We start from the raw sequence: 24,276 nt of genomic DNA on the forward strand, positions 1-24,276 counted from the left end.
CAGGGAATGGTCAGATGTTTACCTTTCAACCCTCGAAAAACCACGTAAACCCTTGATATCACTGCAATAAAAAAGCCCTAATCAATCGACTGGGGCTTTTGGAATATGGCAGGCATAATCTGACTCGAACAGACGAAAACCTTTAAGTTAAATTACCTTAAATTGCATGTTAGCAAAATCCATTAGATATAGGACTTACGCAAAAGCAAAATTTTTTGCGTAAGTCCTAATATACAAGTTACGGTTTAAATCAATACGATAGTTTATTGCTGAAATGAGAAAGCCGTTGCTGGGGATTCTCAGTAACGGCTTACAAGTTCAATAAAAACGGGTGTTTTGACTAAATTGTCGGCTCAATCTTTTCCCCATCTTCTTTGATAAAGGTTTTGGTTAAGGGCGTATCAATCAAATCTAGTACAACTTCGGAAGGACGGCACAGCTTAACGCCTTTATCACTCACAACGATTGGACGATTGATTAGAAGTGGGTCAGCTAACATAGCTTGAATAAGGTCATCATCAGTCAAACTAAGGTTATCTAGCCTATGTTCAGCGTAAGGCGGCACATTTACACGCAGTAATTGTCTTGGGGTAATACCCATTTTGGTAATTAAATCACGCAGGGTTGTTTCATCAGGTGGGTTATCCAAATACTCAATAACAGAGGGCTCAATGCCTTGATGTTTGATAAGAGCAAGCGTGTTGCGTGATGTGCCACAGTTAGGGTTGTGGTAAATTGTGATATTTTGCATACTTGTTCCTTTTTAAGTTTTAAAATTATTGAATTATTGGCAACCAAATTGCCAATGCAACCAATGTAGCCACCAATACAGGCAAGGTTAAAATAATACCGACTTTAATATAATAGCCCCAACTCACCGTAATATTTTTACTGGCTAAAACGTGCAACCATAATAAGGTAGCGAGTGAGCCAATCGGGGTAATTTTCGTGCCTAAATCACAGCCTATTACATTGGCATAAATCATGGCTTGCTTTATCATGGGGTCACGGATAGTCGCCTCATCAATCGCTAAAGCTTGAATTAGCACCGTTGGCATATTATTCATTACAGATGAAAGCCCTGCCGATAATAACCCTGTTGCTACTGTAGCTGTCATCATGCCATGATTAGCGAGTTGGCTTAACTCATGAGCTAAATAATCGGTCAGCCCTGCATTTTTTAAACCATACACCACCAAATACATACCCAATGAAAATATCACCACTTGCCACGGGGCATTTTTGACAATCGGTAGCACCGTTATTTTTTTACCCATTTTCGCTACCACAACCAACACCAAAGCTCCAACCCCTGCAATGAAGCTAATGGGTACACCTATAGGCTCAAGCACAAAAAAACCCAACAAAAGTAACGCCAACACCACCCAACCCATGATAAAGGTATTTTTATCCACGATAGCTGATTGTGAGTTTTCGATTAAATCCAACGCATAAACCGTAGGAATGTCTTTATGATAAAACCCATACAATACCAATAATGAGGTGACAACCGCTACCACGTTTACTGGTATCATCACTTTGGCATAATCGGTAAAAGGGATTTTAAAAAAGTCAGCCGACACAATATTTACCAAATTAGACACCACGAGCGGAATACTAGCGGTATCAGCGATAAACCCTGCTGTCATAATAGAAGCAAGGGTAGTCGCAGGGGAAAAGCGTAACGTGGTTAAAATCGCAATGACAATGGGTGTTAATATCAAAGCCACACCATCATTGGCAAACAATGCCGATACCACCGCCCCAAGTAGCACAATAAACGCAAACAATCGATTACCGCTACCTTTTGCTAATCTTGCAACGTGCAAGGCGATATAGCGGAAAAAGCCTGCTTCATCAAGTAACAGGCTAATGATGATAATGGCAATAAAGGCGAAGGTAGCGTTCCAAACAATATTCCACACTACAGGAATATCGGCAACCGTTATTACCCCTAATAGCAAAGCTATCCCAGCCCCGATACTGGCAGTCCAACCGATACCCAAGCCTTTAGGTTGCCATATTACAAATATCAAAGTCACTAGAAAAATGAGTAATGCGGTAATCATTGACTGCCTATAGAAACCTGTTAAAATTGAGCTATACTATAATCTATATATTTGGATATGTAAATATATGAATAAAACAGACTTTCTCAAGGCGTTAAGTGACCCCACCAGATTAAAAATTGTGCAACTACTTAATCAGAAGCAAGCGTTATGCGTGTGTGACATCATCAGCGAGTTAGACCAACCACAGCCAACTATCTCACGGCATTTAAACCAATTAAAGCAAATCGGTATTTTAGAAAGTGAGCGTAAAGGCACTTGGATTTGGTATTCGATTAGTAAAGAGTTACCAAATTGGGGCAAAGCGGTAATTGGTGCATTGGAATTAAATTAACGGCGTTTCCTCGCTTAATTCAAAATACCTCTCGATGGGTGTTTTTCCCTTCAAAGCTGAATGTGGTCTTAGCCAATTAAGGCTATGTCTGAGCTGTTTTATTTTAGGGGAGAGTTACAGTCGGAAAAATCCAAAATAATAAAGCCTTGATCATCTTGATACGAGACCCCTTGTAGCCAGTTATATTCAGAACGCAACGTGGTAAAGTTGTTGTGGTTAGGCTTGATAACAGTGAGTTTGTCCGCTTCATTGGTCGCTTGAATGGTTTTATCAAGGTATAGGGTAAATTTGAGTTTTCTGTCGCCAAGTATTTTGGCGGTATCTTTTAAGGCTCGATAGGCATAGATTTCATTGACACGATTGGCGTTGGCAAATTCTTTGGCACTAATCAATACTCGTCTGCCGCCAGACTGCAAACGATGTAGTTTATTAACCGCCAGTGTTATCAAGTCATGCTCGGCTTCGGTCAAGTCGAAACCCGCTTCAATCAGCGTATTGGGTTTGATAATCATTACTTTATCAGCACCTTGATTGTAAAAACTTTGCATAGTCATGGGCTACTTGCTATCAATTGGCTCAAATTATTGTGAGCTTGATTATAGAAGTGAGCATGATGATGGGTAAAATCGTAATCTATGTTAATCTATGTCGGTTACAAAAGTTAATCAAAATTCATTCGTTTCAATGATTTAGAAGTTATTTTTCATTATTTATTTCGAATCGCTTTTAATGTGCGTTAAACTGCTAGCTTCACCCATCTGTACACGTATTTCACCCATCTGTACATTTATATTCACCTATCTGAACATCTTGATTCACCTATCTGTACATTTATATTCACCAGTCTGTACACATATCTGCGTGCAAAGCCGCTACCATGGCGGAATACAGAGCCTCTATAATTTAATAATATAGATAATACTAATACTAATGTTTAATGAAATTTAGAGTGATAAGATTATTTTGATAAAGTTTAATTTCTATCATAAAAACAAATTTACATGAGACATTCGATATCAAGCATAATTACTTATTTTTTAACTACACCAAACCCTTCATCATATAGCCACTGTATCTCATTTTTATCATTATATAGACTTAGTGAAATTTGACAGCCTTGTTCAATATCAATATCATAAAATTCGCATTGTTCCACCATTTGACTAGGCGACAAATACAGCCACGCTTGTGGCTTAGCGGGTTGTAAAATAGGTTTGGTAAAATCACCGCTATAATCTTGCCATTCTTGTTGTTGCTTTTTAAATACTGGATTAAACGCATTCACATATTTTTCTATGGCTAACTCGCCTTCCTTGATAGAGTTGGGACTTATTCGATACAAGGCTTGATACTGTCTATCGCGTAATGGGGTGAATGTTTGATACAGTTGCTCAGTCATTAGACAGCTATCCACTTGGGCATTTGAAAAAAGCTCATCGCCTTCATCATAAAAGTATCGCTCACAAAACCCTTGTATCTCTCTATCATCAAGTTTAGCAAATAGACAGTTATCTTTGTCAAAACGCAGTCTAGCATCTATTATGAGTTGATTATTTTGCCAAGGTAACAATTTTGCCAAATCATGGTTTGGATAGTTTTCATCTTGACTATAACTTTCATAACCTGGATAGATAAAAGCAGGTTGTTTGGGTTTTTGTTGTTGCACGTTTTTGCAATGCCGATAGTTAAATTGGGGGATGATAATATTTGGCTCATGAATCGTTTCTCGACGATGACGATTGACTCGCCCAGCGGTCTGTACGATGGACTGAACGCTTGATGCATCAATGACTGCCCAATCAAAATCATGGTCACGCCCCACTTCTTCGACAGGCGTGGCAATCACGACAAAGGGTACATTTTTTTGTTGGCTGTGTTTCATGAGTTCGATAATTTCGCTATCTTGCTCGATGGTTTCATTACCTGTTTTGCGTTTTTTGCCATCTTTATGACGACTTAGCAAAGTGTCTAAGCGTTGTTCTTTATAAAAACGATTGATTCGCCAATCATTGGCATGATAGCAAGCGATATGGGCGTGTTGCCAATGATTGGCAAAATAATGAGCAAGACTGACAGCATGGTGAATATTTGCTACCCAAATTAAGCCAAAGGATAGGCGTTTTTCCCCATTTTGACATTGCCAAGCGTATCTATCATGCAAGATTTGGGCAGATTCAAGTACCGCTTGTTGCCAATCGCTAATAGTTGCCTTTGGCATGGGTTTGAGTTCGGCTAGGCGAAAGCTCGTCTTTTTGGCTAAAGCAAGCTGTAATTCATTGAGGTGTGTTTGGTAAATATCTTTAAAGTTTTTATCGTCAGCTTGGGTGTCGCTATCTTGAGTTAGCGTTTGTTGCCAAATTTTGGGTGGATTTTTATTGTCAATTTCATTATCGATAATGGCGATATTAAAGGCTTGTTTGTCATCATTTAGTAATGCTTGTCGCATCGCTATACCAGATTCAAAGGCACGATGCACGCTAATAGCTAATGTCTTGGAGAGGGTTGCCGATGAGCAAATCACATGGCGACCATACATGGCAGCTAGCTGCACCAAGCGTAATACTGCTATCAAGGCTTTGGGGTCGTAGCCATCGATTTCATCGAGTATCAAATCACTACTTATTAATCGTAGCAAGGCTTTGACATGATGTCCTTGTTTGTGTGGTTCGCCCGCTGCTATCAGATAATCAATGGTGGAAACGAGCAAAGGCGATGCCAATAAAGTTTTGCCATCATTGTCACTTATAATGCCCTTTTTGGTGGTTTTCTCAAATAATGGGTTAAGCCATGCAGGAATGTCATAATCATCCCCTTTAGCATCAAATATCGGCTCTGGGGGATTTTCATCTTCGTCAATCCCTTGGTTTTTTTTGGCTTTTTCAAATAGTTCTTGGGTAATATTGTCGCCGATGACAACGGCTAATTCATCATCGGATAGATTCATGGATTTTTTGAGAGCGTCACCTGTCTGTAAAGTCAAAGAACGCAAATTTAACGCAATACAAATACGTGGGTCATTGGGTCGCAAGGTACAAGCGGTGCGTAGATTCATTCGAGTCTTACCGCTCCCTGTACCTGCGATATTAAAAACAAGCGTCGGTACATCAGGATATTTATCGGCGAATTTTTGCAAGGCATTGCCAGCAACATTTTGCCACTTAAAATGAGCGTTTTGCGTGGGTGTTTTGATATATTCGACGGTCTGCTCACATAGTCCAGACAAATTTAATTCTGTCATCATGTTACAAGCGATAAAACTGGCTCGTTCGCCCACATGGCGTAAATGCCATTCTAGCGGTTGATTGTGTTGTTTTTTACTATCAACAAAACAGGTATTAGCAAACAGTTGCGTGGGAGTTGGAGTGGCAGGTTGCACCATGTCCAGATAATTGACCGCAGAAATGGTATGGTCAGCGTGAATCAAGGCATTACGAGCATGTAAACAGAGGGCTTTATAATAAGTTGGACTGGCGTTGGTAGGCAATAATTTGGCAAGTCGTGCCATTCGTTTTTGATAACTATCAAAAATGCTTTGTGGCAACTCGCCTGCACAAGTGAGCTGTTCGGTGCGAGGTAATGGTTCACGCACGTGTTTGTCTTCGTTAGGATAGCTTGCGTAGCCTGTTGGGTCATCTGCGCCCAGTAACCCATGATGGGTGACTATCAAATAATCCACCGCTTCGATGTCATTTGCCACGCCATCATCGACTTGGTTTAAATCACCTAAGGTAAAAATATTGCGGTTTTTATCTTTGGCGACTTGTTGCCAAGCGTCTTGCCAATCAAAGTTATTAGGCCGTAGTTGTTGCAATAGCTTGACGGATAGCCATTCATGGCGGATATCATCAGCGATGATTTTATTGGCTTGATTAGGCGACAGTTTGTTTTGAAAATGTTGCGATGCTTTGCCGATATCATGCATATCGCCTGCCGCTCCTGCCAATAGACTTGCTGCTCTGACCCAGTCGTCGATTTGTCGCTTGGTATAAGGCTTGCCAGTTGAAGCGACAGGGTATGCCCCTTCGCTATTAAACCGATGCTTTGCTCCCACGACCCACGCCAGCTTCATGCGTCGCATACCGTAATTGATGTAAGCGGCGACAGCGGTTTGGCGAGTGATGCCTTTTTGTTTAAGGGCGTTACGGACTTCGGTTAGACCTTCCATCGTCATGGGGGCTTGCCATGTACTTTGACCTGTGCGGATGGCGTAGCTGTCGAGTACGGCTCGGGTTTTTTTCAGGGCTTTTTTTTCGCAAGCAGAGATAAAAATGACGTGCATTTCATTTTTTCCAAATTAATTTTTCTGTTTTTATAAGCTTATCATTTTCACTTAATATAAAACTAAATTCTATAATGAATATTAACAATACGACATCGTGTGTCTTTTATCTACTTTTGCCTGCTTTTTATTTGGGCAATACTATGCTAAAACTAGATAAAATTAAATAAAAAAGGAGAAATGAATGTCAGATGCTTCCACCATCCCTATCGACCAATATCGGCAAACTCTTGCTGAATCGGTGCATTTTAGTAATAAAACGATTAATTCCAATATCGAAAAAGGCGGTATTCGCTTGGCAAAATCGCAAGCGTTGGATTTACCCTATATCAGTGCGAGAACATTATTGGCTGACGATATTACCATTCCCACCGATTACCAAGCCAATGCAGGTAAGACCGCTACGATTTTTAAAGCCATCAAATCAGCGATGTTAGATGAAGATTTATCAGAGCAAGATGATGATTTTAAAACTGTGGTAAATACGATTCAGCCTGATATTGTCAGCTTATTTGACACGCCTTATCAAGCGGGACTTGAGCATATTAACATTCGGATGCGTCAGTTATTATTGCCAAAAAGTGACGATTACCTTTCAATTAGTCCCATTAGCTCAGCAGGGGTGAATCATTGGTTAAATGATGAAGTTGATGATATCAAAGAAGCTCGTAAAACCGACAATGATTTACACAGTATTACCACCGCTGTATTTGGTATTGGTGGGGCAAATCCGCAAAATGTGGGTAGCCTAGTACGAGCCATGCAACGCCCAATTTATCTAACTGCCCCAACTGCTAATGATACGATACGTCAAGCCTTTAGCCTGTATTACAAAGGCTTAGACTACTATATCCCCAATAAATTGCCGAAAGACAAACTTGTTCAGCCCGCATTACTTGCTTGGGCAGATTTGGTGAATCAAGGTATTGCTACTACCGAAAAACATTTAAATAACCAAGATTGGAAAAACAAAGGCATTGAAGCCACTAGTACCAATATGGATAGCCGTGAAGTCGAGCAACAATTTTTGACCCATATCTTACGCATCGTATTGGCTCAAGGGCGAGAAGCTAAAAATAGCCTTGAACAAGTGGCTGATAGATTGCCGAATATCACCAAAATAAGCAATGAAGCGTATGACGAAAATACAGGTGAAATGGTTAGTAAAGAAATGGTTGCTTTAACACCATTACAACACCCAAGCGTCGATTTAGCCATTCAAGGACTGATTGACACACAGCTACGAGATGAAGGTTGGATGACTGTGTTTGCCGAGCATTTGGCAAAAAGTATCGTCCGTCAATCCTACGAAGTCGAAGGACAAAGCAACCCTGTCGCCTTTGTACTCGAAGATAGCACCATACCATTCTTGGCTCGCCGAATTCGTGGCTTGCTGTATGACTTACAGGAGTTGGCATCATGAGTTTTTTAGCGGTAATTCCGCATATTCGAGTGCAAGGGGCAAATCTACAGACTAGCGGGATTTTGCTCGGTGGCGTGCCTTTGATGGCATCCACTATGTTCGCTCATGCGTTGGCTCGCAAATTGAGCGTGAAGGACACAGGCGTGATTTATATTCACCATGACAGGCAAGATTTAGGTGGCTTTGCCTATGGACGCTTTACCCCTGCCCAACGCCGTGGCTCTGCGTTTATCAACAAAAACGATTATTCATCAAAAAATCCCAATGCCTTATCGTTACAACCAACGGCAAGCTGTCATTTGCATCTTAGTTTGGTGATACGATTTGATGGCAGACGGCGACCAAGATTGGCAGATTTGCAAAAATTGCTGATGAATAGCCGTTTTGCAGGGGGGCAAATCACCAGTTATGGCGAAGTTGAATGGGCAGATGATAATGAAAAAACACTAAAGGATGTGCTAGGCAATACCATCAAAACAGGCTTTGTGGTGCTAGACCGTCAGGATGTGTTATTAGCGTACCAACAATCGCAAAATCTCAATCGTTTGCAAGCCTTTACACGGCTATTGGCACTCACCAAAGACGGCTTAAATCATGCTTTTGGTGAACATCATGGCTTAAGTTTTTTGTCAGCGACTAATCTAGGTTATGCGTTGCTTGAAGACCCAAAAACCGATAGAACAGGTGTACGACAAGCGTATACCCTTGAACAAGCTGTAATACCTACACCTCACGCCTATGCCGAACCCTTGATTGGCTTAGTGCAATATGTGTCAATTCGGCAACTGCTGAATGTTGCTAACGCTCAAAATTCTGATAACTTGGATTTATATGAAGAAGAGCAAAAACCGCAACAGCCCCCAAACCTGATTACCGAGCCGTTACGTCAATTATCTGACAACCCACAAGAGTTATTTTGGCAGTACCAATGGCAAACCCATGACGGTGGCGATGTGTTTTTATTGCGACAATCTATTTAACCTTACTTTTGAAACTAAACTTTTACCTAACCAATGTTAAAAAACAAACAGGAGTTCTATTATGGCAACTTTCAAAAAATTACCCGCAAGCCTAGCCCTACAACGTGGTACTGTTATCAGCGACGGGGCATTTTTTCATCTGATAGATGGCAAAACTGAATCATTAAAAGTCATGTATCATGGCATTCGTGGTACACAAAATGTGGCAGGCAATAAAAGCAAAGGGTCAGCATCGGGCGAATCAGTTGCTCGTGAAGTCAGTAATATTCAACAAACCGAATCTGCCAAATTATTACCCAATGCCAAATTATTGGTGACGTGGGATTTTCGTTTGATTGACTTGGCGGATATTTTGTTTGCCAGTGCGACTAAAGCAGGGGCAGATAAAAGCGATGAACAAGCATTTCGCAAGGCATTTCAAGGTTTTGTGGCTCGTGCCAAAGACAGCGATGGGCTAAAAACGGTGGTCGGTCGTTATGTGCGTAATGTTGTGAACGGTCGCTGGTTATGGCGTAATCGCTTGGTGGCAGAAAGCATTGTAATTACGGTAACACCCAGTCAAAATTCGGAAAAATCTTATACCTTTAAGGCGTTAGACTACAATTTAAACAGTTTTGACAATCCTAGTGCGGATGAGCAGGCATTAGCCGAGATTTTATTAACAGGGGCAAAAGGCGACGCAACCAATGCAGGGCTACATATCGAAGCGGTAGTTGATTTTGGCATGGGTGGTGTGGAAGTATTCCCTTCACAAAATTATCTAGAAGATAAACCCAAAGGCTTTTCTCGTTCGCTGTATCAACTTAACCCTGTTCGCCCGCAACGTGGGGCAGACAACAACCAATTTTTGGGGCAAGCGGCATTACGTGACCAAAAAATCGGTAATGCGATTCGTACCATTGATACGTGGTATCCCAATGCCGAAGAATACAACCATAAACCGATTGCGGTAGAGCCAAATGGGGCAAATCTTGAGCATCAATTTTTTTATCGTGTGGGTAAAGAAAAAATGTCAGCGTTTGATATTTTAAAAGAGATTGATGACTTAGACCCCAACAGCGAAAAAGGGATGTTTTTGATTGCCTGTCTGATTCGTGGTGGCGTATATTCTGAGGGAGATTAAGATGTCATTTGAGTTTTATGTGGATGTACGTGTGATTGAATCGGCAGATACGGTCGATTTATCACTACCGACCATTCGCAATCAGATTTATGCGGTATTGCATGGCACGTTTCGAGCGTTGGCATTGGTGGATAAATCACCATATGCCATAGCATTGGTCCCTTCCCCAAAGCTTAAAGCAAAGCAAGCGGATTTCGAAAAAAAATATGGCAAGTCGCCCCGTTTTGATTTTGATATTTTTCGGGTATTTTCGGATAGTAGCGAGGCATTACAGCGATTGGTAGATAGTATTAGCCAACATTGGAAAGTACGGGATTATAGTGTGGTCGGTACGCCAACGCCTGTACCAACAGCCAAAATCACAGGCTGGCAAAGTTATCGTCGTTTTCGCATTCCTACGGCAAAAATGGAACGTACTCAACTGTCTGACAATAATGTGCCATTACGAGAACGTCGTCTAGCCACTGCCAAAGACTTGCCGTATCTTAAAGTTGCCAGTAAAAGCACAGGACAAGTTTTTACCTTAACCATCGATATTGTACCGATGGAAAATGCAGGTGACGGCGTGCCAGATGGCTATGGTTTGGCTCGTGCCAGTCAGCCGTTTGCTTTGCCGATATTCTAATTTAAAAAAGCAGTAGGCTTTTATGCTTACTGCTTTTTCATTTATCAAAGAGAAAAACATGAGCCAAACTCATAATAGTCATTTACGTAAGCAACGTAGCCGTCCGCTGATGTTGTCCAAGCGGGCGTGTGTGTTTTATCTTGAGCGAGTTCGAGTCATTTTAAAAGATGACCGTATCGTGTATCTGACCGAAAGTATGCAACCGATTGAACATTTTTATAATATTCCCGAAAAAAATACCGCTTTTTTATTACTGGGTAAAGGTAGTTCGATTACCGATGCCGCCGCTAGACGTTTGGCAGAATCAAATGTAATGGTCGGTTTTTGTGGTTCAGGCGGTTCACCATTATTTAGTGCATTAGATTTGACCTTTCTAGCCCCACAAAGTGAGTATCGTCCTACCGAATATATGCAAATTTGGATGAAAGCATGGCTTGATGATACGACACGGCTGTTGATGGCAAAGGTGCTATTACAAGAACGTATTGAAATTGTCAAAAAATACTGGCAAAAAAATCCACTACTGACATCATATGGTATTCGCCTAGATGAATCGGCGGTAGTTAATTTTTCACAAGCGATAGAATCGGCAATGAACCAAGAGCAGTTATTGACTGCCGAAGGTCGCTGGGCAAAGGTATTATATAAAAGCTTGGCGGAAGGCTGTGGCTTTAAATTTACCCGCGAGGAAGGCAAAAATGCCAATGATGATATCGCCGATATCGCCAATAGCTACCTTGACCACGGGAATTATATCGCTTATGGCTATGCGGCAGTTGCATTACATGGGTTAGGTATTAGCTTTGCTCTACCGATGCTACATGGTAAAACCCGCCGTGGTGGTTTGGTGTTTGATGTAGCAGATTTGGTCAAAGATGCGATGGTGATGCCACAAGCATTTATTTCGGCAAAACTGGGGCATAATCAAAAAGAGTTTCGGATGCAACTTATCGAGATTTGCCAAGACCAAGATGTGTTAGATTATATGTTTGGCTTCGTTGTAGACACTTGCCAAAAAATTAAATAAAATCAGCTGCTTATAAAAAGCACTTTAAAACGAAGTGTCTTGACTGAATTAAAACGTATATAATTGATATCTGGGGATTTTGTCAGAAAATTCTCCAGTTCGCCATCGCATAGATGGTTTAGAAACGCCGCCAGTCAGTACCACCGTGAATCTGCGCTGTTCGCCATCGCATAGATGGTTTAGAAATGCAGACCCTGCCATTGTCATCGCTTCAACGGGTTCGCCATCGCATAGATGGTTTAGAAATGTGCAATGAGCCACTTCGCCAATGGCGGTCAGTTCGCCATCGCATAGATGGTTTAGAAATGATTTTCCATCATCTGTAACCAATAGTAATAGTTCGCCATCGCATAGATGGTTTAGAAACAGCATGCATGGCGTCATATGCCATATAAACAGTTCGCCATCGCATAGATGGTTTAGAAATGTTATCGACGCTATTGTTTTTGCCATTGGGTGTTCGCCATCGCATAGATGGTTTAGAAATACACGAAAAAGCGCAATATGCTATCCATCGGGTTCGCCATCGCATAGATGGTTTAGAAATGGTTTGAGTTATGTGGTGGTTTTCTTTTTATGTTCGCCATCGCATAGATGGTTTAGAAACACATGATATTGCAGCGCGTGATTTGTCCAGCGTTCGCCATCGCATAGATGGTTTAGAAAAAAAATGATGGTTTTTCATACTTCGGCTGCTCGTTCGCCATCGCATAGATGGTTTAGAAAAGTGTCCCCATCTCTTTGAAATGCTTGCCTTCGTTCGCCATCGCATAGATGGTTTAGAAAACAAACTAACGTCAAGATATGACCCAGAGCGGGTTCGCCATCGCATAGATGGTTTAGAAAACGATTGGGCATCACATGGCTCAGACGCATTTGTTCGCCATCGCATAGATGGTTTAGAAAACTGCCAAGCTGTTTTTTGGGCTAGACAGCAAGTTCGCCATCGCATAGATGGTTTAGAAAAATGCGTCAAGCCGTGCATCTGCTAGAATGAGGTTCGCCATCGCATAGATGGTTTAGAAAACCCAAAAAGGCGTTAACCTGTTTCCATGATTGTTCGCCATCGCATAGATGGTTTAGAAAATGTCGGGGCGTTTGATGATATTGTCACCGTCGTTCGCCATCGCATAGATGGTTTAGAAATGACACACCATTTGACCCCACGGATATAATAGGTTCGCCATCGCATAGATGGTTTAGAAAAACATTGAGCAGTTTTATCGGTTACGCTAGTAGTTCGCCATCGCATAGATGGTTTAGAAACCTCGCAATATCTCAAATAACTGGTATCGCTCGTTCGCCATCGCATAGATGGTTTAGAAATACCGTTGCTGACAAAATCTACGACAATGCTAGTTCGCCATCGCATAGATGGTTTAGAAATAGTCTATTTTGTTGCCGTTGGTGCAGTAACTGTTCGCCATCGCATAGATGGTTTAGAAAAATCAGTCGATTGATGAGGTGAATAAAACATTTGTTCGCCATCGCATAGATGGTTTAGAAACTTCATCCAAAAGGTATCACCCGCTTTAGCAGGTTCGCCATCGCATAGATGGTTTAGAAACCAAATTACGGTTTTATCAGCGCGACAATACTGTTCGCCATCGCATAGATGGTTTAGAAACGATGCCGTGATTGACAGAGGCATCAAAAAGTTGTTCGCCATCGCATAGATGGTTTAGAAACACACCGCCCCAACGTCACTATGCTAGCAAGGGTTCGCCATCGCATAGATGGTTTAGAAAAAAGTGTTCGCAACTTCATTGGCATTAAAGTAGTTCGCCATCGCATAGATGGTTTAGAAAAGGTGGTGAAACAATGTGGGGCGTGACTAAGGGTTCGCCATCGCATAGATGGTTTAGAAAAATTCGATGTGCTTAACAGAAGGTTAAAAAAAGTTCGCCATCGCATAGATGGTTTAGAAAACAATAGGTATGACGTTATACACGTTGGTGTGGTTCGCCATCGCATAGATGGTTTAGAAACTAGACTATTGCAACCCAAATTTAAACACTATGTTCGCCATCGCATAGATGGTTTAGAAATTTTGAGTCCCTTAAATACCCTCTTTATGCAAGTTCGCCATCGCATAGATGGTTTAGAAAAACATTTTCAAGCACATAATCATTCAATAGTTGTTCGCCATCGCATAGATGGTTTAGAAATGCTTCAACCCCTGCCCCTGTTGTTGCTGCTAGTTCGCCATCGCATAGATGGTTTAGAAATTGATTAACAAACACAGCAAGCAAGCAAATAAGTTCGCCATCGCATAGATGGTTTAGAAATAGTGTAGCGATACGTTTATTTGTGTCATCGAGTTCGCCATCGCATAGATGGTTTAGAAATGTCAAAATCCTGTCAAATAAAAAGGTCAATAGTTCGCCATCGCATAGATGGTTTAGAAAACAGGCGAATGAGCAGCGCTTTGGCACCAAAGGTTCGCCATCGCATAGATGGTTTAGAAAAAAAGAAACCAAGCTATCAAAAAAAATCACCAGTTCGCCATCGCATAGATGGTTTAGAAAAATGCGACTGTGCCTATCGCTGTTTCAGGGTTGTTCGCCATCGCATAGATGGTTTAGAAACATCTGTCTAACGTGGGCTTGCTGATTTTTAAGTTCGCCATCGCATAGATGGTTTAGAAATAAGTTAAGCACACCGCTAAATGACACTCAAGGTTCGCCATCGCATAGATGGTTTAGAAAACTTGCAAAAGTCTTGATATAAACAGCAGCAAGTTCGCCATCGCATAGATGGTTTAGAAAAGCCGAATTTTTTACATAACCAGCCTCACAAGGTTCGCCATCGCATAGATGGTTTAGAAACATCAACACTGGCAATCGTTTGGGTATCACCGTGTTCGCCATCGCATAGATGGTTTAGAAAGTCTTGAATATCAATACCATGTTCAATAGTAGGTTCGCCATCGCATAGATGGTTTAGAAATTACGGTTTTGAGTCTATTACAAAAACACCCGGTTCGCCATCGCATAGATGGTTTAGAAAAACTTCAAAAGCCGCCAATCTCATTACAAGAGGTTCGCCATCGCATAGATGGTTTAGAAAAAGAAAACCAGATTTTTGATTAAATTTGCTATGTTCGCCATCGCATAGATGGTTTAGAAACACCATTTTTTGATTTACGAGAAACAACAGGAGTTCGCCATCGCATAGATGGTTTAGAAAATCTACAGCTTGAGTTTGAATTAAGATAGTATGTTCGCCATCGCATAGATGGTTTAGAAAGGGCGCAAAAAAAACCGCGTTTGTGGTATCTAGTTCGCCATCGCATAGATGGTTTAGAAAAGAAGTTGCACCTGTGGCAAGCGGTTAGTAAGGTTCGCCATCGCATAGATGGTTTAGAAAACTAATGTTTGCAATATTGTCGAGCCATACAAGTTCGCCATCGCATAGATGGTTTAGAAAAAACATACCAATATGAGCCGCGAGATAAAGCGGTTCGCCATCGCATAGATGGTTTAGAAATATGATGCCCTGCCGATAAGCGACCGACCGACGTTCGCCATCGCATAGATGGTTTAGAAACAGGGCGTGAGTTAGTTCTCATGCTCTTGGGTGTTCGCCATCGCATAGATGGTTTAGAAACAAAACAGGCTTGTTGTCTGCGTCAAGTAAGCGTTCGCCATCGCATAGATGGTTTAGAAAATTGTTAGAATTTGTCTAGCTTTTCTGTCAGCGTTCGCCATCGCATAGATGGTTTAGAAAAGGCGACCAAAGACCATATCAATAGCCTATCTGTTCGCCATCGCATAGATGGTTTAGAAAAAACACGCACATCACCACCAACACTTAACCACGTTCGCCATCGCATAGATGGTTTAGAAACTAAGCAGTTGCAAGCTGTGTTTGAACAGTGTGTTCGCCATCGCATAGATGGTTTAGAAACAGCGCAAGTTACCTGCTACGCGGCGCATCCAGTTCGCCATCGCATAGATGGTTTAGAAATTAGCGACCTGCAAGCAAGCCGCCTTTGTTGTGTTCGCCATCGCATAGATGGTTTAGAAAAAGAACATTATCACCTCGCTAGACCGTATGGGGTTCGCCATCGCATAGATGGTTTAGAAAAGCAACAGCATCAAAACCCGAAAAAGCCCAACGTTCGCCATCGCATAGATGGTTTAGAAAAATCTCTGGCTTGCCAATGACGTCAACCAATTGTTCGCCATCGCATAGATGGTTTAGAAATTCAGTGAGCACATGATTGATGACTTCAGGGCGTTCGCCATCGCATAGATGGTTTAGAAAATTAACCGAATAGGATGCAGTTTTAGATTTATGTTCGCCATCGCATAGATGGTTTAGAAACATGAGCTTGATTGATATTGTTCATGCACCCTATCAAATTTTTCTAGTATATATCTACTTTGCATTTTTTTCGTCAATATTTCTCATTTTTATACGAGATAGTCCTAATCTAAAGTTAAGGTAAGCAATTTAATATATTGAATTTTTGCTTATGTATTATTTTATTAGTATGTGGATTTAGAGTCGTACCGTGAAAACTCAAAACTTTATATAGTCCGTATAACAACTTTTGTATCTATTTTTCCAATCTCAAGACGGTTAACTAAACTAGTGTGTCAATGTCTTGAAGTTTCTAATAGCCATGTTTTTAATTTGGAGGGAATAACTTTGAAAGGATTTTTTTAGGACATGAAGGTTTTTTAAAATGAGTGATAAAAGCTAAAAGAAATAAATTCAGTTTCATCTCTTTTAAATTTGAGTGGGGGTGAAAACCTACTTGCTCAAAAATTAACCAAGGCACAATTTGGGCACAAAATGGGCACACAAGATTTTTAAGCGATTTTTCTGTGACCAAAATCACAAAAGTGGTCAAAATTTCAACTCTCGAAAAACCAAGTAAACACTTGATATCACTGCAATAAAAAAGCCCCAATCAATCGACTGGGACTTTTGGAATATGGTAGGCATAATCTGACTCGAACAGACGACCCCCACCATGTCAAGGTGGTGCTCTAACCAACTGAGCTATATGCCTAAAAGGGTCTAACAATCTACTTGCGTAAGTAGGAGTGCCATTTTACCAAAAAATTTTGCTTTTGCAAGTGGTTTTAATTTTTCGCTTCAATTTTTATTGCGCCATCTTCAGCTAAGTTTTCGTTAAGGTTAGCTTGCTTTAATACACTCAGCCACTCGGATATACCTCAGTATCAATCTTATCCCGTGACCTGACAACCTTATCAAAAACTTAGGATGGCATTATGAAGAAATCATTAATCACCTCAGGCTTATTGGCACTCGCTATGTTATCAGCCAGCAGTGCATTTGCCGAAGCCAACTGCCAAGCGCACCCAAAAAACGAACAAATCCCGCAAGCCGATTTTCAAAAAGCGTTAGAAAAACATGGTTTTACTATCAAAAAATTCAAAACTGATGGCAACTGCTACGAAATGTATGGCAAAAGCAAAGGTGGTAAAAAAGTCGAAATGTACTTTGACACCAAAGATGGCAAAATCGTTAAATCAGAAATCGACTAATGATGGGTTAAGCAAACCGTCCAACCAACGCAATTTGAGGTAGGTTTGCCAATGTTATGCCTTGACACGGCTAACTTAGCCGTGTTGATATTTTAGACAATGGAAAATAGCAATGTTACCACAACCACAATCTGCACAAACCGTCAAAGTCTGGGATATTTGGGTGCGTATCACTCACTGGGCAGTCGCTGCGGGTATTTTTGCCAACCTTATCGTCACTGAAGGCGGTAGCGATGTGCATGAGTATATGGGTTATGCCGTCGTGGCGCTGGTAGTGTCTCGTTTGATTTGGGGATTGGTGGGTAGCCAATACGCCAGATTTAGTAATTTTTTCCCTACCCCAACCCGCATTCGTGAGCATATGATCGACATCAAGCAGCATAAGTTTCAAGGTCATCTGGGTCACAATCCGTTGGGTGCGCTGATGATGTTTGCGCTGTGGGGCGTCATTATCGCGCTGGGTGTCACAGGCTATCTGCAAACCACCGACCAATTTTGGGGAGACGATACCATCCAAGCGATTCACGAATTTTTAGCCAATAGTCTTTGGGTGCTAGTCCCTTTACATGTGGCAGCTGCGATTATAATGGGAAGACTACAACAGCAAAACTTGGTAAAATCGATGATAACGGGTGAAAAAACCGTTCAATAAATACCTTTGCTAAAAACTAAGACAAAACCCACGGAAAACCCTCATGACCCGAATTTTACTGATTGAAGATGATGCCACCATTGCCGATGGCATTGTCAAAGGCTTGAGCCAACAAAACATGATGGTGGATTGGTTTGCTGATGCCAAACTCGGTGAAATGGCAATTCATGAAGGGGTGTTTGATGCCGTGTTATTGGATTTGACCTTGCCGCGTGGCGATGGGATGACCATTTTAGCCAATTGGCGACAGCAAAAGATTGACACGCCTGTTTTGATTATTACGGCGCGCGATGCCATTGCCAACCGCGTGGCAGGCCTTAATGCTGGGGCAGACGATTATTTGGTCAAACCGTTTGCCTTAGATGAAGTGGTTGCCCGTTTGCAGGCTTTGATTCGCCGTAGCCAAGGTCGCAGTCAGACTGAAATCCGTTATGGGGATGTCAGCTATTTGCCACAGCAGCAGCAAGTTTTTTATCAAGGAAAATGGGTGGATTTGACTGCCAAAGAAATCACCATTCTTGAGCAGTTTATCAGCTATCCCAATTTGGTGCATAGCCGTGCCAGCCTTGAGGATAAGCTATACGGTTGGCAGCAAGATATCGAAAGCAACGCGATTGAAGTACATATTCATAACCTGCGAAAAAAACTCGGCAATGATTTTATCCTCACTCGGCGTGGTATTGGCTATTATCTCAATCCTGCCTTGCAGCGCCCTGAATGATTCGCCCCATATCACGCTTTAAGCTGTTACCACAATGACCGCTCCCACCCAAAAAGCTTATAGTATCCAAAGGCAGCTGCTCAATTCCCTGCTCATCGGACTACCGATTATTTGGCTATCGATTACCCTCATATCGGTATGGCGGCTTTCGCACGAAATCAACGAAATCAATGACACCCAAATCACCCAATTAGCCCGCTATCTGATTGGTATCTCACAAGACGTTAAACTTCATCTCGCCAACCCTGCCAATGAGCCTAAAATTTTAAATCTTGAAAATGGCTTGCTATCAGGCGATTTAGGGGATGCTGAAGAAGATTACATGGGTTTTGCGATTTGGGATCAAAACGGTAAATTACTGATGGCTGATAAAGACGGTCAGCATTTTACTTTTTTACCCAAACAACATGGGTTTTTAGAAAACAACAGTGCCTATCAAGAGCTCAATCCCTTTAGTCACTCGTGGCGCCTGTTTTATGCGCATGACGACGCCACCAACCATCTCATCGCTATCGGGCAAAACCTTAATTCGCGTCAAGAGATTATCTATAAATCATTAACCATTCAACTCGTTCCCTCGCTGATTGGGGTGCTGCTATTGATTATGCTGACATGGCTGTCAGTGCGACGAGGGTTTGTTCCACTTAAACGGATTAGTGACTTGTTGAGCACTCGCAGCCCTGAAGATAAAACCCCATTATCGGTCGATACACCATTAGAAATTCAACCCTTGCTAAACGCGCTTAATGAGTTATTTGATAAAGTCGCGGATACCCTTGAGCGTGAAAAACGCTTTACCGCAGATGCCTCTCATGAATTACGCAGCCCGCTCACTGCCATCAAACTACAGACCGATGTACTACAACAAACCATTTTGCAAGCCAATTTAACCGATAGTCAAACCGATGCACTCCTGAGTCACTGCCGACAAATCAGTCATAGTAATGAGCGCGCCAATCGACTGGTCGAACAATTGCTGATTTTGGCAAAACTGGCGCCACAGCAAGGGCTCGACCCGCAGACCTTTGCACCGATTGATTGGATAGCCCTATCCAATGACATTCTCTCAGAAGTCAACCGCCGTGCCCGCGAAAAAAACAGCCAATTACGCCGTGATGTGTTAGTGGATGCCAAAGCTATCTTGCCTTTGACAGGTAACGCCACTTTAATCGGTATTTTGCTGCGCAACTTATTGGACAATGCCATTCGCTATAGCCCTGACCATACCACGATTCGGTTAGTATTAGATAGCGAGGTGATTACAGTCATCGACAATGGCAACGGGGTTGCACCTATCGACCTTGCTCGGCTATCAGAGCGGTTTTTTCGTCCCGCAGGTCAAGCTGAGATTGGTAGCGGCTTGGGTCTGTCGATTGTGCGCCGTATCGCTGAGCTGCATGGTTTGCAAATTACCCTACAGAACCTAGAACACAATGGTGAGATTTGCGGTTTTCAAGTCAGTCTCTTTAAGCGCTGAATTCACCACCACTTAAGCTTAACTGACCAACAACAGCGGGCATTTAAAAAAGGATACATAGCGTATCCTTTTTGTGCGAGTAAACTAAAAAAAATTAGTACACGTTGGGCACATACATATCTTCAGCGATTGGCTCACGTTGGTAATTGTCGTGATGCTCGCGTTCTGGCAATACCACATTATCCCGTTGTATTTCTTGGTAGGGAATTTGTGAGAGCAGATGGTTGATGCAGTTTAGCCGCGCTTTTTTCTTATCATCCCCCTCAACCACCCACCAACGAGCTTCTGGAATATGGGTGCGTTCAAACATCACTTCCTTGGCTTTGGTATAATCCTCCCAGCGGCGACGCGATTCTAAATCCATCGGTGAGAGTTTCCACTGTTTGAGCGGGTCATAAATACGGCTCATAAAGCGTGACTCTTGCTCGTCATCTGAAATAGAAAACCAATATTTGATTAAGCGAATCCCCGAGCGCACCAACATACGCTCAAATTCTGGCACTGACTCAAAAAACTCTTCGTATTGCGCGTCCGTACAAAATCCCATCACTCGCTCAACCCCTGCACGGTTGTACCAACTGCGGTCAAATAACACAATCTCGCCCGCCGCTGGCAGGTGCGCGACATAGCGCTGAAAATACCATTGGGTCTTTTCGCGGTCATTGGGGGCAGGCAGGGCGGCCACACGGCAGACACGCGGATTGAGCCGTTGGGTGATACGTTTGATAGCGCCGCCTTTACCCGCTGAGTCGCGACCTTCAAAGATGACAACGATGCGCTCACCCGTTGCTACTACCCAATCTTGCAATTTGATCAATTCTTTTTGCAGACGAATCAATTCATTGAAATAAATATGGCGAGCGATTTTTTGGCTGTCGGTTAACGGCTGCCCGTCATACCGCAAATCTTGGATGTAGTCGTCCATTTCGGACTCAATCTCTTCATCATAGCTGTCAATCAAGTCTTCATGCATTTGTTGACGCAGTCTATCATTATTTTTGAGGGTTTCATCATTTAAAAAATGTGATTGGGGTAAGTCATCGAGCATATCGGTAATATGATTGCTGATAGTGAGGTTGCTATTAGCAGTGGGCTGATTATTTGGCATATTGACGTTCTCTAATGAGCATTAAAAATGCTGATAATATGACAAAATTATGAAGGTATGATGATAGCCATGAATAGTTTATAACATGTTGATTTTAATTCATTACCACTTGACTGTTAAAATAAAGCAATTTATCGTAAAGATATATACTTTAGTTTACAAACTTAGTTTAATACATCAAGTATCTGTTACATATCAATGATTGATTATTTTTGCGATAAAAACAGTCGATTTTTTTGACAAATATTGCTACAAGGTAAAATGACATATGCAGCTTTATTGCCCATCTGCGCAAGATAAATTTTGTCGTGTGTTCAGTAAATATTTACTATTAGTAGTGCTATTTACTACTTTCTCGTCAGCTTGGGCAGGGCTGCCGTTGCCCGGTAGTCAGATTATCAATATTGCCAGCGGCGATTATATTGATGAACAAGGCAATACCTTAGTCATTGATTCTAACCCAGTATCGTTAACGATTCAGGAAGTCCGCGCACTAAGCCTTACCAATAATCAAAACCAAGTAGGGCTCATTGGTGCTAAGTTAAACTTTCCCCACGTTCTTACCAATACTGGTAATGTGACTGATAGCTACTCGCTTAACCTGGTGCAAGCATCAAACGACAACTTTGATTTAACTAATGTTGCTGTGTATGCTGACCGTGACCAAAATGGTATCCCTGATGATAATATTAACTTACTAAACACCGGTTCTACTTTATCTTTAGATGCTGGCGAATCAATATCGATTGTCGTTGCTGGTACGATACCCACGACAGCTAGCAAGACTAATCAAGCAAACTTTACTTTAACAGCAACGAGTAAAACCTCAAGTAGTGTCACCCAAAGCGTCAACGATATCGCACAAGTTATTGATGATGCGGTAATTTTAGTGACTAAATCACAAAGTGTGAGCAGTGGCAATAGTATTCAAGATGTGACATACACATTAAGCTACACCAATAATGGCAGTGCGCCGGGTAAGCTTATTGTGACAGATATGTTAGATTCGGGCTTACGGTATATAAATAACAGCGCTAGCTGGAGCAATGGTAGTGGCACATTAACCGAGGCTGATGATAACGAAAGCGCTGCCAATACGGGTATCAAATACAAGGTCGTCGGTAATCAGGTACAGTTTGAATTGGCCAACATTCCCGCTTTAACTACAGGCGCCGTCAGCTTTAAAGCAACAGTGAATGATATCAAACTGGCGACCATTGCAAATACCGCAGATTATAGTCAATATGCGGTCAATGGCACCACAGCCATCAGAACCACTAAGACTAACACAGTGATTTATCGCAATCAGTATACTTATGGCGTCATTGCAAATGTCACGTCAACCGGTAGTAGTGATAATGGCAACCCCAATCAAGCACCCGACAATTTAACTACTAAACCTGCTATCAACGCTGGACAAGAGGTGTTGTTTGATGATTATATTTGGAACACTGGCAGCACGACGGACAGCTTTAATTTAACGGTTAGCTCAGCAGGATTGCCCGCATGTGCAAGTGTAAAACTATACGCCAGTGATGGACGCACACCGCTAGTCGATAGCAATAATGATGGGATTGTCGATACCGGCATCTTGGCAGCTGGGGCTAGTCGCGCTATTAAGTTAGGTATCAGCACCACTGCCAACTGTAGCGCCAGTCAAGCTATTTATGCCGATTTAACAGCGACTTCGGTCACTGACACCACAAAATCCAATGCCGTTCGTAATGAAATTAGCGCTATAATCATTGGTACTACTGATTTATACAATAGCGATAACTCAGGATATGGCGTAGGCAACATTGATAATAATGGCGCGGCATTTGTTAACAAAGTTCTTCAGCAAGGCAAGGCAATCTTTCCGTTAATCGTTAATAATAGCGCGCCTATCGCCAATAACTACACCTTGTATGCATCCAATCAAGCTATTAATTTGAACAACCCAGTTAATGGCTTACCCGATGGTTGGCAAGTAAATTTTTATGAAGGTGATGCCAGCTGTACCACGTTAGGCAAGCAGATTACGCAAACAGGCAGTGTAGCAGCAGGGACAAGTAAGAATTACTGCGCCGTGGTACAAGCTAGCAATACCATCACTAATACCAGCTTAGCGATTTGGTTTGCGGTCAAATCTGCCATTAATGGACAGGGCGATGTTATAAAAAATCAAGTAAACGTCCAACCCTATCGCGGCTTTACCCTGCAAAATGACCAACAAGGACAAGTAGATGTCGCAGGCACCGTGGTATATTTACACAGCCTAAGAAACATCGGCAGCCTGACCGAAGGCACAAGCACGGGTCAAGTGCTACTAAAGGTGACGCCGATGAATAACCAAGATAATTTTAACTATACCTTATACTATGATGCTAATAATAACGGTTTGTTAGATAGCACAGACCCTATTGCCAATGATTTAGCAACCATCACTAACAATGCAGGTCTTGCCTCTAATCAAACCATTCAGTTATTACTTAAAGTGCAAGCGCCACCTACTGCCAAGCAAGGTATGACCAGTCAAGTGACCCTCGTGGTTGAACCAGTCGGTACGTTACAAGGCTTGAGTGCCACTTCAGTGCAAAATACCGATGTCACTACCGTGGGTATCAACCAGCTGCGCTTGGTAAAATCGCAAGCCAGCACACCTTGTGGTATCAGTGATTTAACCACGTTAAATTATAGCGTATCAGCCGTACAGGTTAAACCAAACCAGTGTGTAGCCTATCGCTTAACGGTCAACAATGACAGCGCAACTCAAGCTAAAAGCGTGACGATCGCTGACAGTGCTCCGGCATTTACCACATTAAAAACCTCACCAGCACCAAGCGTGACACAGGGCACGGTCACAGTAAATCAAAGTAGCATCAAAGCAGATATTGGCACACTCGATGCCAGTCAGAAAGCGGATTTATATTTTTTAATTTTAGTAAACCCCTAAC

At 42.0% G+C, this 24,276-nt stretch carries 16 protein-coding genes, 1 tRNA gene and 1 CRISPR repeat array; of the genes, 11 read left to right on the plus strand and 6 right to left on the minus strand.

The genetic code is table 11. The features are described from left to right. Window positions 1-340: 340 nt before the first annotated feature. Together arsC and RT422_RS07250 are read right to left on the minus strand one after the other, a co-directional pair. On the minus strand, window positions 341-751 hold the full coding sequence (arsC, locus tag RT422_RS07245; protein WP_062332028.1) for an arsenate reductase (glutaredoxin): 411 nt from the start codon (window positions 749-751) through the stop codon (window positions 341-343). 25 nt (window positions 752-776) lie between these two features. Beyond that, window positions 777-2,069 carry an arsenic transporter gene (locus RT422_RS07250; protein WP_313421807.1) on the minus strand — a complete coding sequence of 431 codons (1,293 nt, stop codon included), beginning with the start codon at window positions 2,067-2,069 and terminating at the stop codon, window positions 777-779. Window positions 2,070-2,136: 67 nt separating this feature from the next. Between RT422_RS07250 and RT422_RS07255 the strand changes: the two genes are divergently transcribed. Next, a complete protein-coding gene (locus RT422_RS07255; RefSeq protein ID WP_065253432.1) occupies window positions 2,137-2,403 on the plus strand; it encodes an ArsR/SmtB family transcription factor in 267 nt (88 codons plus the stop codon). Window positions 2,404-2,501: 98 nt separating this feature from the next. On the opposite strand, the gene RT422_RS07265 is transcribed toward RT422_RS07255, so the two are convergent. Together RT422_RS07265 and cas3f are read right to left on the minus strand one after the other, a co-directional pair. Beyond that, window positions 2,502-2,957: a replication initiation protein gene (locus tag RT422_RS07265; RefSeq protein ID WP_076775676.1), complete on the minus strand. Its 456-nt coding sequence runs from the start codon at window positions 2,955-2,957 to the stop codon at window positions 2,502-2,504. 476 nt (window positions 2,958-3,433) lie between these two features. Continuing rightward, window positions 3,434-6,682 (minus strand): type I-F CRISPR-associated helicase Cas3f, encoded by a 3,249-nt coding sequence (gene cas3f, locus RT422_RS07270; RefSeq protein ID WP_313421810.1) that lies wholly within the window; start codon window positions 6,680-6,682, stop codon window positions 3,434-3,436. A gap of 184 nt (window positions 6,683-6,866) precedes the next feature. Between cas3f and RT422_RS07275 the strand changes: the two genes are divergently transcribed. From RT422_RS07275 to cas1f, 5 genes are all read left to right on the plus strand, one after another. Further along, entirely contained in the window at window positions 6,867-8,105 is a 1,239-nt protein-coding gene (locus RT422_RS07275; RefSeq protein WP_313421812.1) for a hypothetical protein, read from the plus strand. After that, complete coding sequence (gene csy2, locus RT422_RS07280; protein ID WP_160001167.1) at window positions 8,102-9,085, plus strand: type I-F CRISPR-associated protein Csy2; 984 nt, start codon at window positions 8,102-8,104, stop codon at window positions 9,083-9,085. The genes RT422_RS07275 and csy2 overlap by 4 nt, the downstream gene beginning before the upstream one ends. Before the next feature lie 61 nt (window positions 9,086-9,146). Next, window positions 9,147-10,208, plus strand: coding sequence for a type I-F CRISPR-associated protein Csy3 (csy3, locus tag RT422_RS07285; RefSeq protein ID WP_007117097.1), 1,062 nt, complete (start codon window positions 9,147-9,149; stop codon window positions 10,206-10,208). Between the two features lies 1 nt (window position 10,209). Continuing rightward, window positions 10,210-10,833, plus strand: a complete 624-nt coding sequence (locus tag RT422_RS07290) for a type I-F CRISPR-associated endoribonuclease Cas6/Csy4 (protein WP_099808514.1) — start codon at window positions 10,210-10,212, stop codon at window positions 10,831-10,833. Window positions 10,834-10,891: 58 nt separating this feature from the next. After that, window positions 10,892-11,860, plus strand: a complete 969-nt coding sequence (gene cas1f / locus RT422_RS07295) for a type I-F CRISPR-associated endonuclease Cas1f (protein WP_050324603.1) — start codon at window positions 10,892-10,894, stop codon at window positions 11,858-11,860. A 97-nt stretch (window positions 11,861-11,957) separates the two neighbouring features. Continuing rightward, a CRISPR array of direct repeats spans window positions 11,958-16,189; the repeat unit is 28 nt; unit sequence GTTCGCCATCGCATAGATGGTTTAGAAA. A gap of 617 nt (window positions 16,190-16,806) precedes the next feature. On the opposite strand, the gene RT422_RS07300 is transcribed toward cas1f, so the two are convergent. After that, window positions 16,807-16,883, minus strand: a tRNA-Val gene (locus RT422_RS07300). A gap of 223 nt (window positions 16,884-17,106) precedes the next feature. Here RT422_RS07300 and RT422_RS07305 point away from each other — a divergent pair. The 4 genes from RT422_RS07305 to RT422_RS07320 all read left to right on the plus strand — a co-directional run bounded on the left by RT422_RS07305 (window position 17,107) and on the right by RT422_RS07320 (window position 20,232). Further along, on the plus strand, window positions 17,107-17,382 hold the full coding sequence (locus tag RT422_RS07305) for a PepSY domain-containing protein (RefSeq protein ID WP_076776395.1): 276 nt from the start codon (window positions 17,107-17,109) through the stop codon (window positions 17,380-17,382). Between the two features lie 112 nt (window positions 17,383-17,494). Further along, complete coding sequence (locus tag RT422_RS07310) at window positions 17,495-18,034, plus strand: cytochrome b/b6 domain-containing protein (RefSeq protein ID WP_282850006.1); 540 nt, start codon at window positions 17,495-17,497, stop codon at window positions 18,032-18,034. A 43-nt stretch (window positions 18,035-18,077) separates the two neighbouring features. Further along, entirely contained in the window at window positions 18,078-18,755 is a 678-nt protein-coding gene (locus RT422_RS07315; RefSeq protein ID WP_284034773.1) for a response regulator, read from the plus strand. Window positions 18,756-18,789: 34 nt separating this feature from the next. Beyond that, on the plus strand, window positions 18,790-20,232 hold the full coding sequence (locus tag RT422_RS07320) for an ATP-binding protein (RefSeq protein ID WP_313421816.1): 1,443 nt from the start codon (window positions 18,790-18,792) through the stop codon (window positions 20,230-20,232). A 94-nt stretch (window positions 20,233-20,326) separates the two neighbouring features. Here the strand turns inward: RT422_RS07320 and ppk2 are convergent, their stop codons facing one another. After that, the gene (gene ppk2 / locus RT422_RS07325; RefSeq protein WP_313421817.1) at window positions 20,327-21,340 is read right to left on the minus strand and encodes a polyphosphate kinase 2; all 1,014 of its coding nucleotides are present in this window, start codon (window positions 21,338-21,340) and stop codon (window positions 20,327-20,329) included. Between the two features lie 268 nt (window positions 21,341-21,608). Here ppk2 and RT422_RS07330 point away from each other — a divergent pair, with 268 nt between their 5' ends. Continuing rightward, complete coding sequence (locus RT422_RS07330; RefSeq protein WP_313421818.1) at window positions 21,609-24,275, plus strand: hypothetical protein; 2,667 nt, start codon at window positions 21,609-21,611, stop codon at window positions 24,273-24,275. Window position 24,276: the final 1 nt, after the last annotated feature.

The sequence above is a fragment of the Moraxella sp. CTOTU49803 genome (assembly GCF_032097965.1).
In the GTDB taxonomy this organism is placed as follows: domain Bacteria; phylum Pseudomonadota; class Gammaproteobacteria; order Pseudomonadales; family Moraxellaceae; genus Faucicola; species Faucicola tetraodonis.

Bases quoted from the DNA above. Each gene is read 5' to 3' on its own strand.
- ppk2 (WP_313421817.1), bottom strand. From the start codon at position 21,340: ATGCCAAATAATCAGCCCACTGCTAATAGCAACCTCACTATCAGCAAT.
- RT422_RS07320 (WP_313421816.1), top strand. From the start codon at position 18,790: ATGACCGCTCCCACCCAAAAAGCTTATAGTATCCAAAGGCAGCTGCTC.
- RT422_RS07250 (WP_313421807.1), bottom strand. From the start codon at position 2,069: ATGATTACCGCATTACTCATTTTTCTAGTGACTTTGATATTTGTAATA.
- cas3f (WP_313421810.1), bottom strand. From the start codon at position 6,682: ATGCACGTCATTTTTATCTCTGCTTGCGAAAAAAAAGCCCTGAAAAAA.
- RT422_RS07310 (WP_282850006.1), top strand. From the start codon at position 17,495: ATGTTACCACAACCACAATCTGCACAAACCGTCAAAGTCTGGGATATT.
- RT422_RS07315 (WP_284034773.1), top strand. From the start codon at position 18,078: ATGACCCGAATTTTACTGATTGAAGATGATGCCACCATTGCCGATGGC.
- RT422_RS07275 (WP_313421812.1), top strand. From the start codon at position 6,867: ATGTCAGATGCTTCCACCATCCCTATCGACCAATATCGGCAAACTCTT.
- RT422_RS07265 (WP_076775676.1), bottom strand. From the start codon at position 2,957: ATGACTATGCAAAGTTTTTACAATCAAGGTGCTGATAAAGTAATGATT.
- csy3 (WP_007117097.1), top strand. From the start codon at position 9,147: ATGGCAACTTTCAAAAAATTACCCGCAAGCCTAGCCCTACAACGTGGT.
- RT422_RS07255 (WP_065253432.1), top strand. From the start codon at position 2,137: ATGAATAAAACAGACTTTCTCAAGGCGTTAAGTGACCCCACCAGATTA.
- cas1f (WP_050324603.1), top strand. From the start codon at position 10,892: ATGAGCCAAACTCATAATAGTCATTTACGTAAGCAACGTAGCCGTCCG.
- RT422_RS07290 (WP_099808514.1), top strand. From the start codon at position 10,210: ATGTCATTTGAGTTTTATGTGGATGTACGTGTGATTGAATCGGCAGAT.
- arsC (WP_062332028.1), bottom strand. From the start codon at position 751: ATGCAAAATATCACAATTTACCACAACCCTAACTGTGGCACATCACGC.
- RT422_RS07305 (WP_076776395.1), top strand. From the start codon at position 17,107: ATGAAGAAATCATTAATCACCTCAGGCTTATTGGCACTCGCTATGTTA.
- csy2 (WP_160001167.1), top strand. From the start codon at position 8,102: ATGAGTTTTTTAGCGGTAATTCCGCATATTCGAGTGCAAGGGGCAAAT.
- RT422_RS07330 (WP_313421818.1), top strand. From the start codon at position 21,609: ATGCAGCTTTATTGCCCATCTGCGCAAGATAAATTTTGTCGTGTGTTC.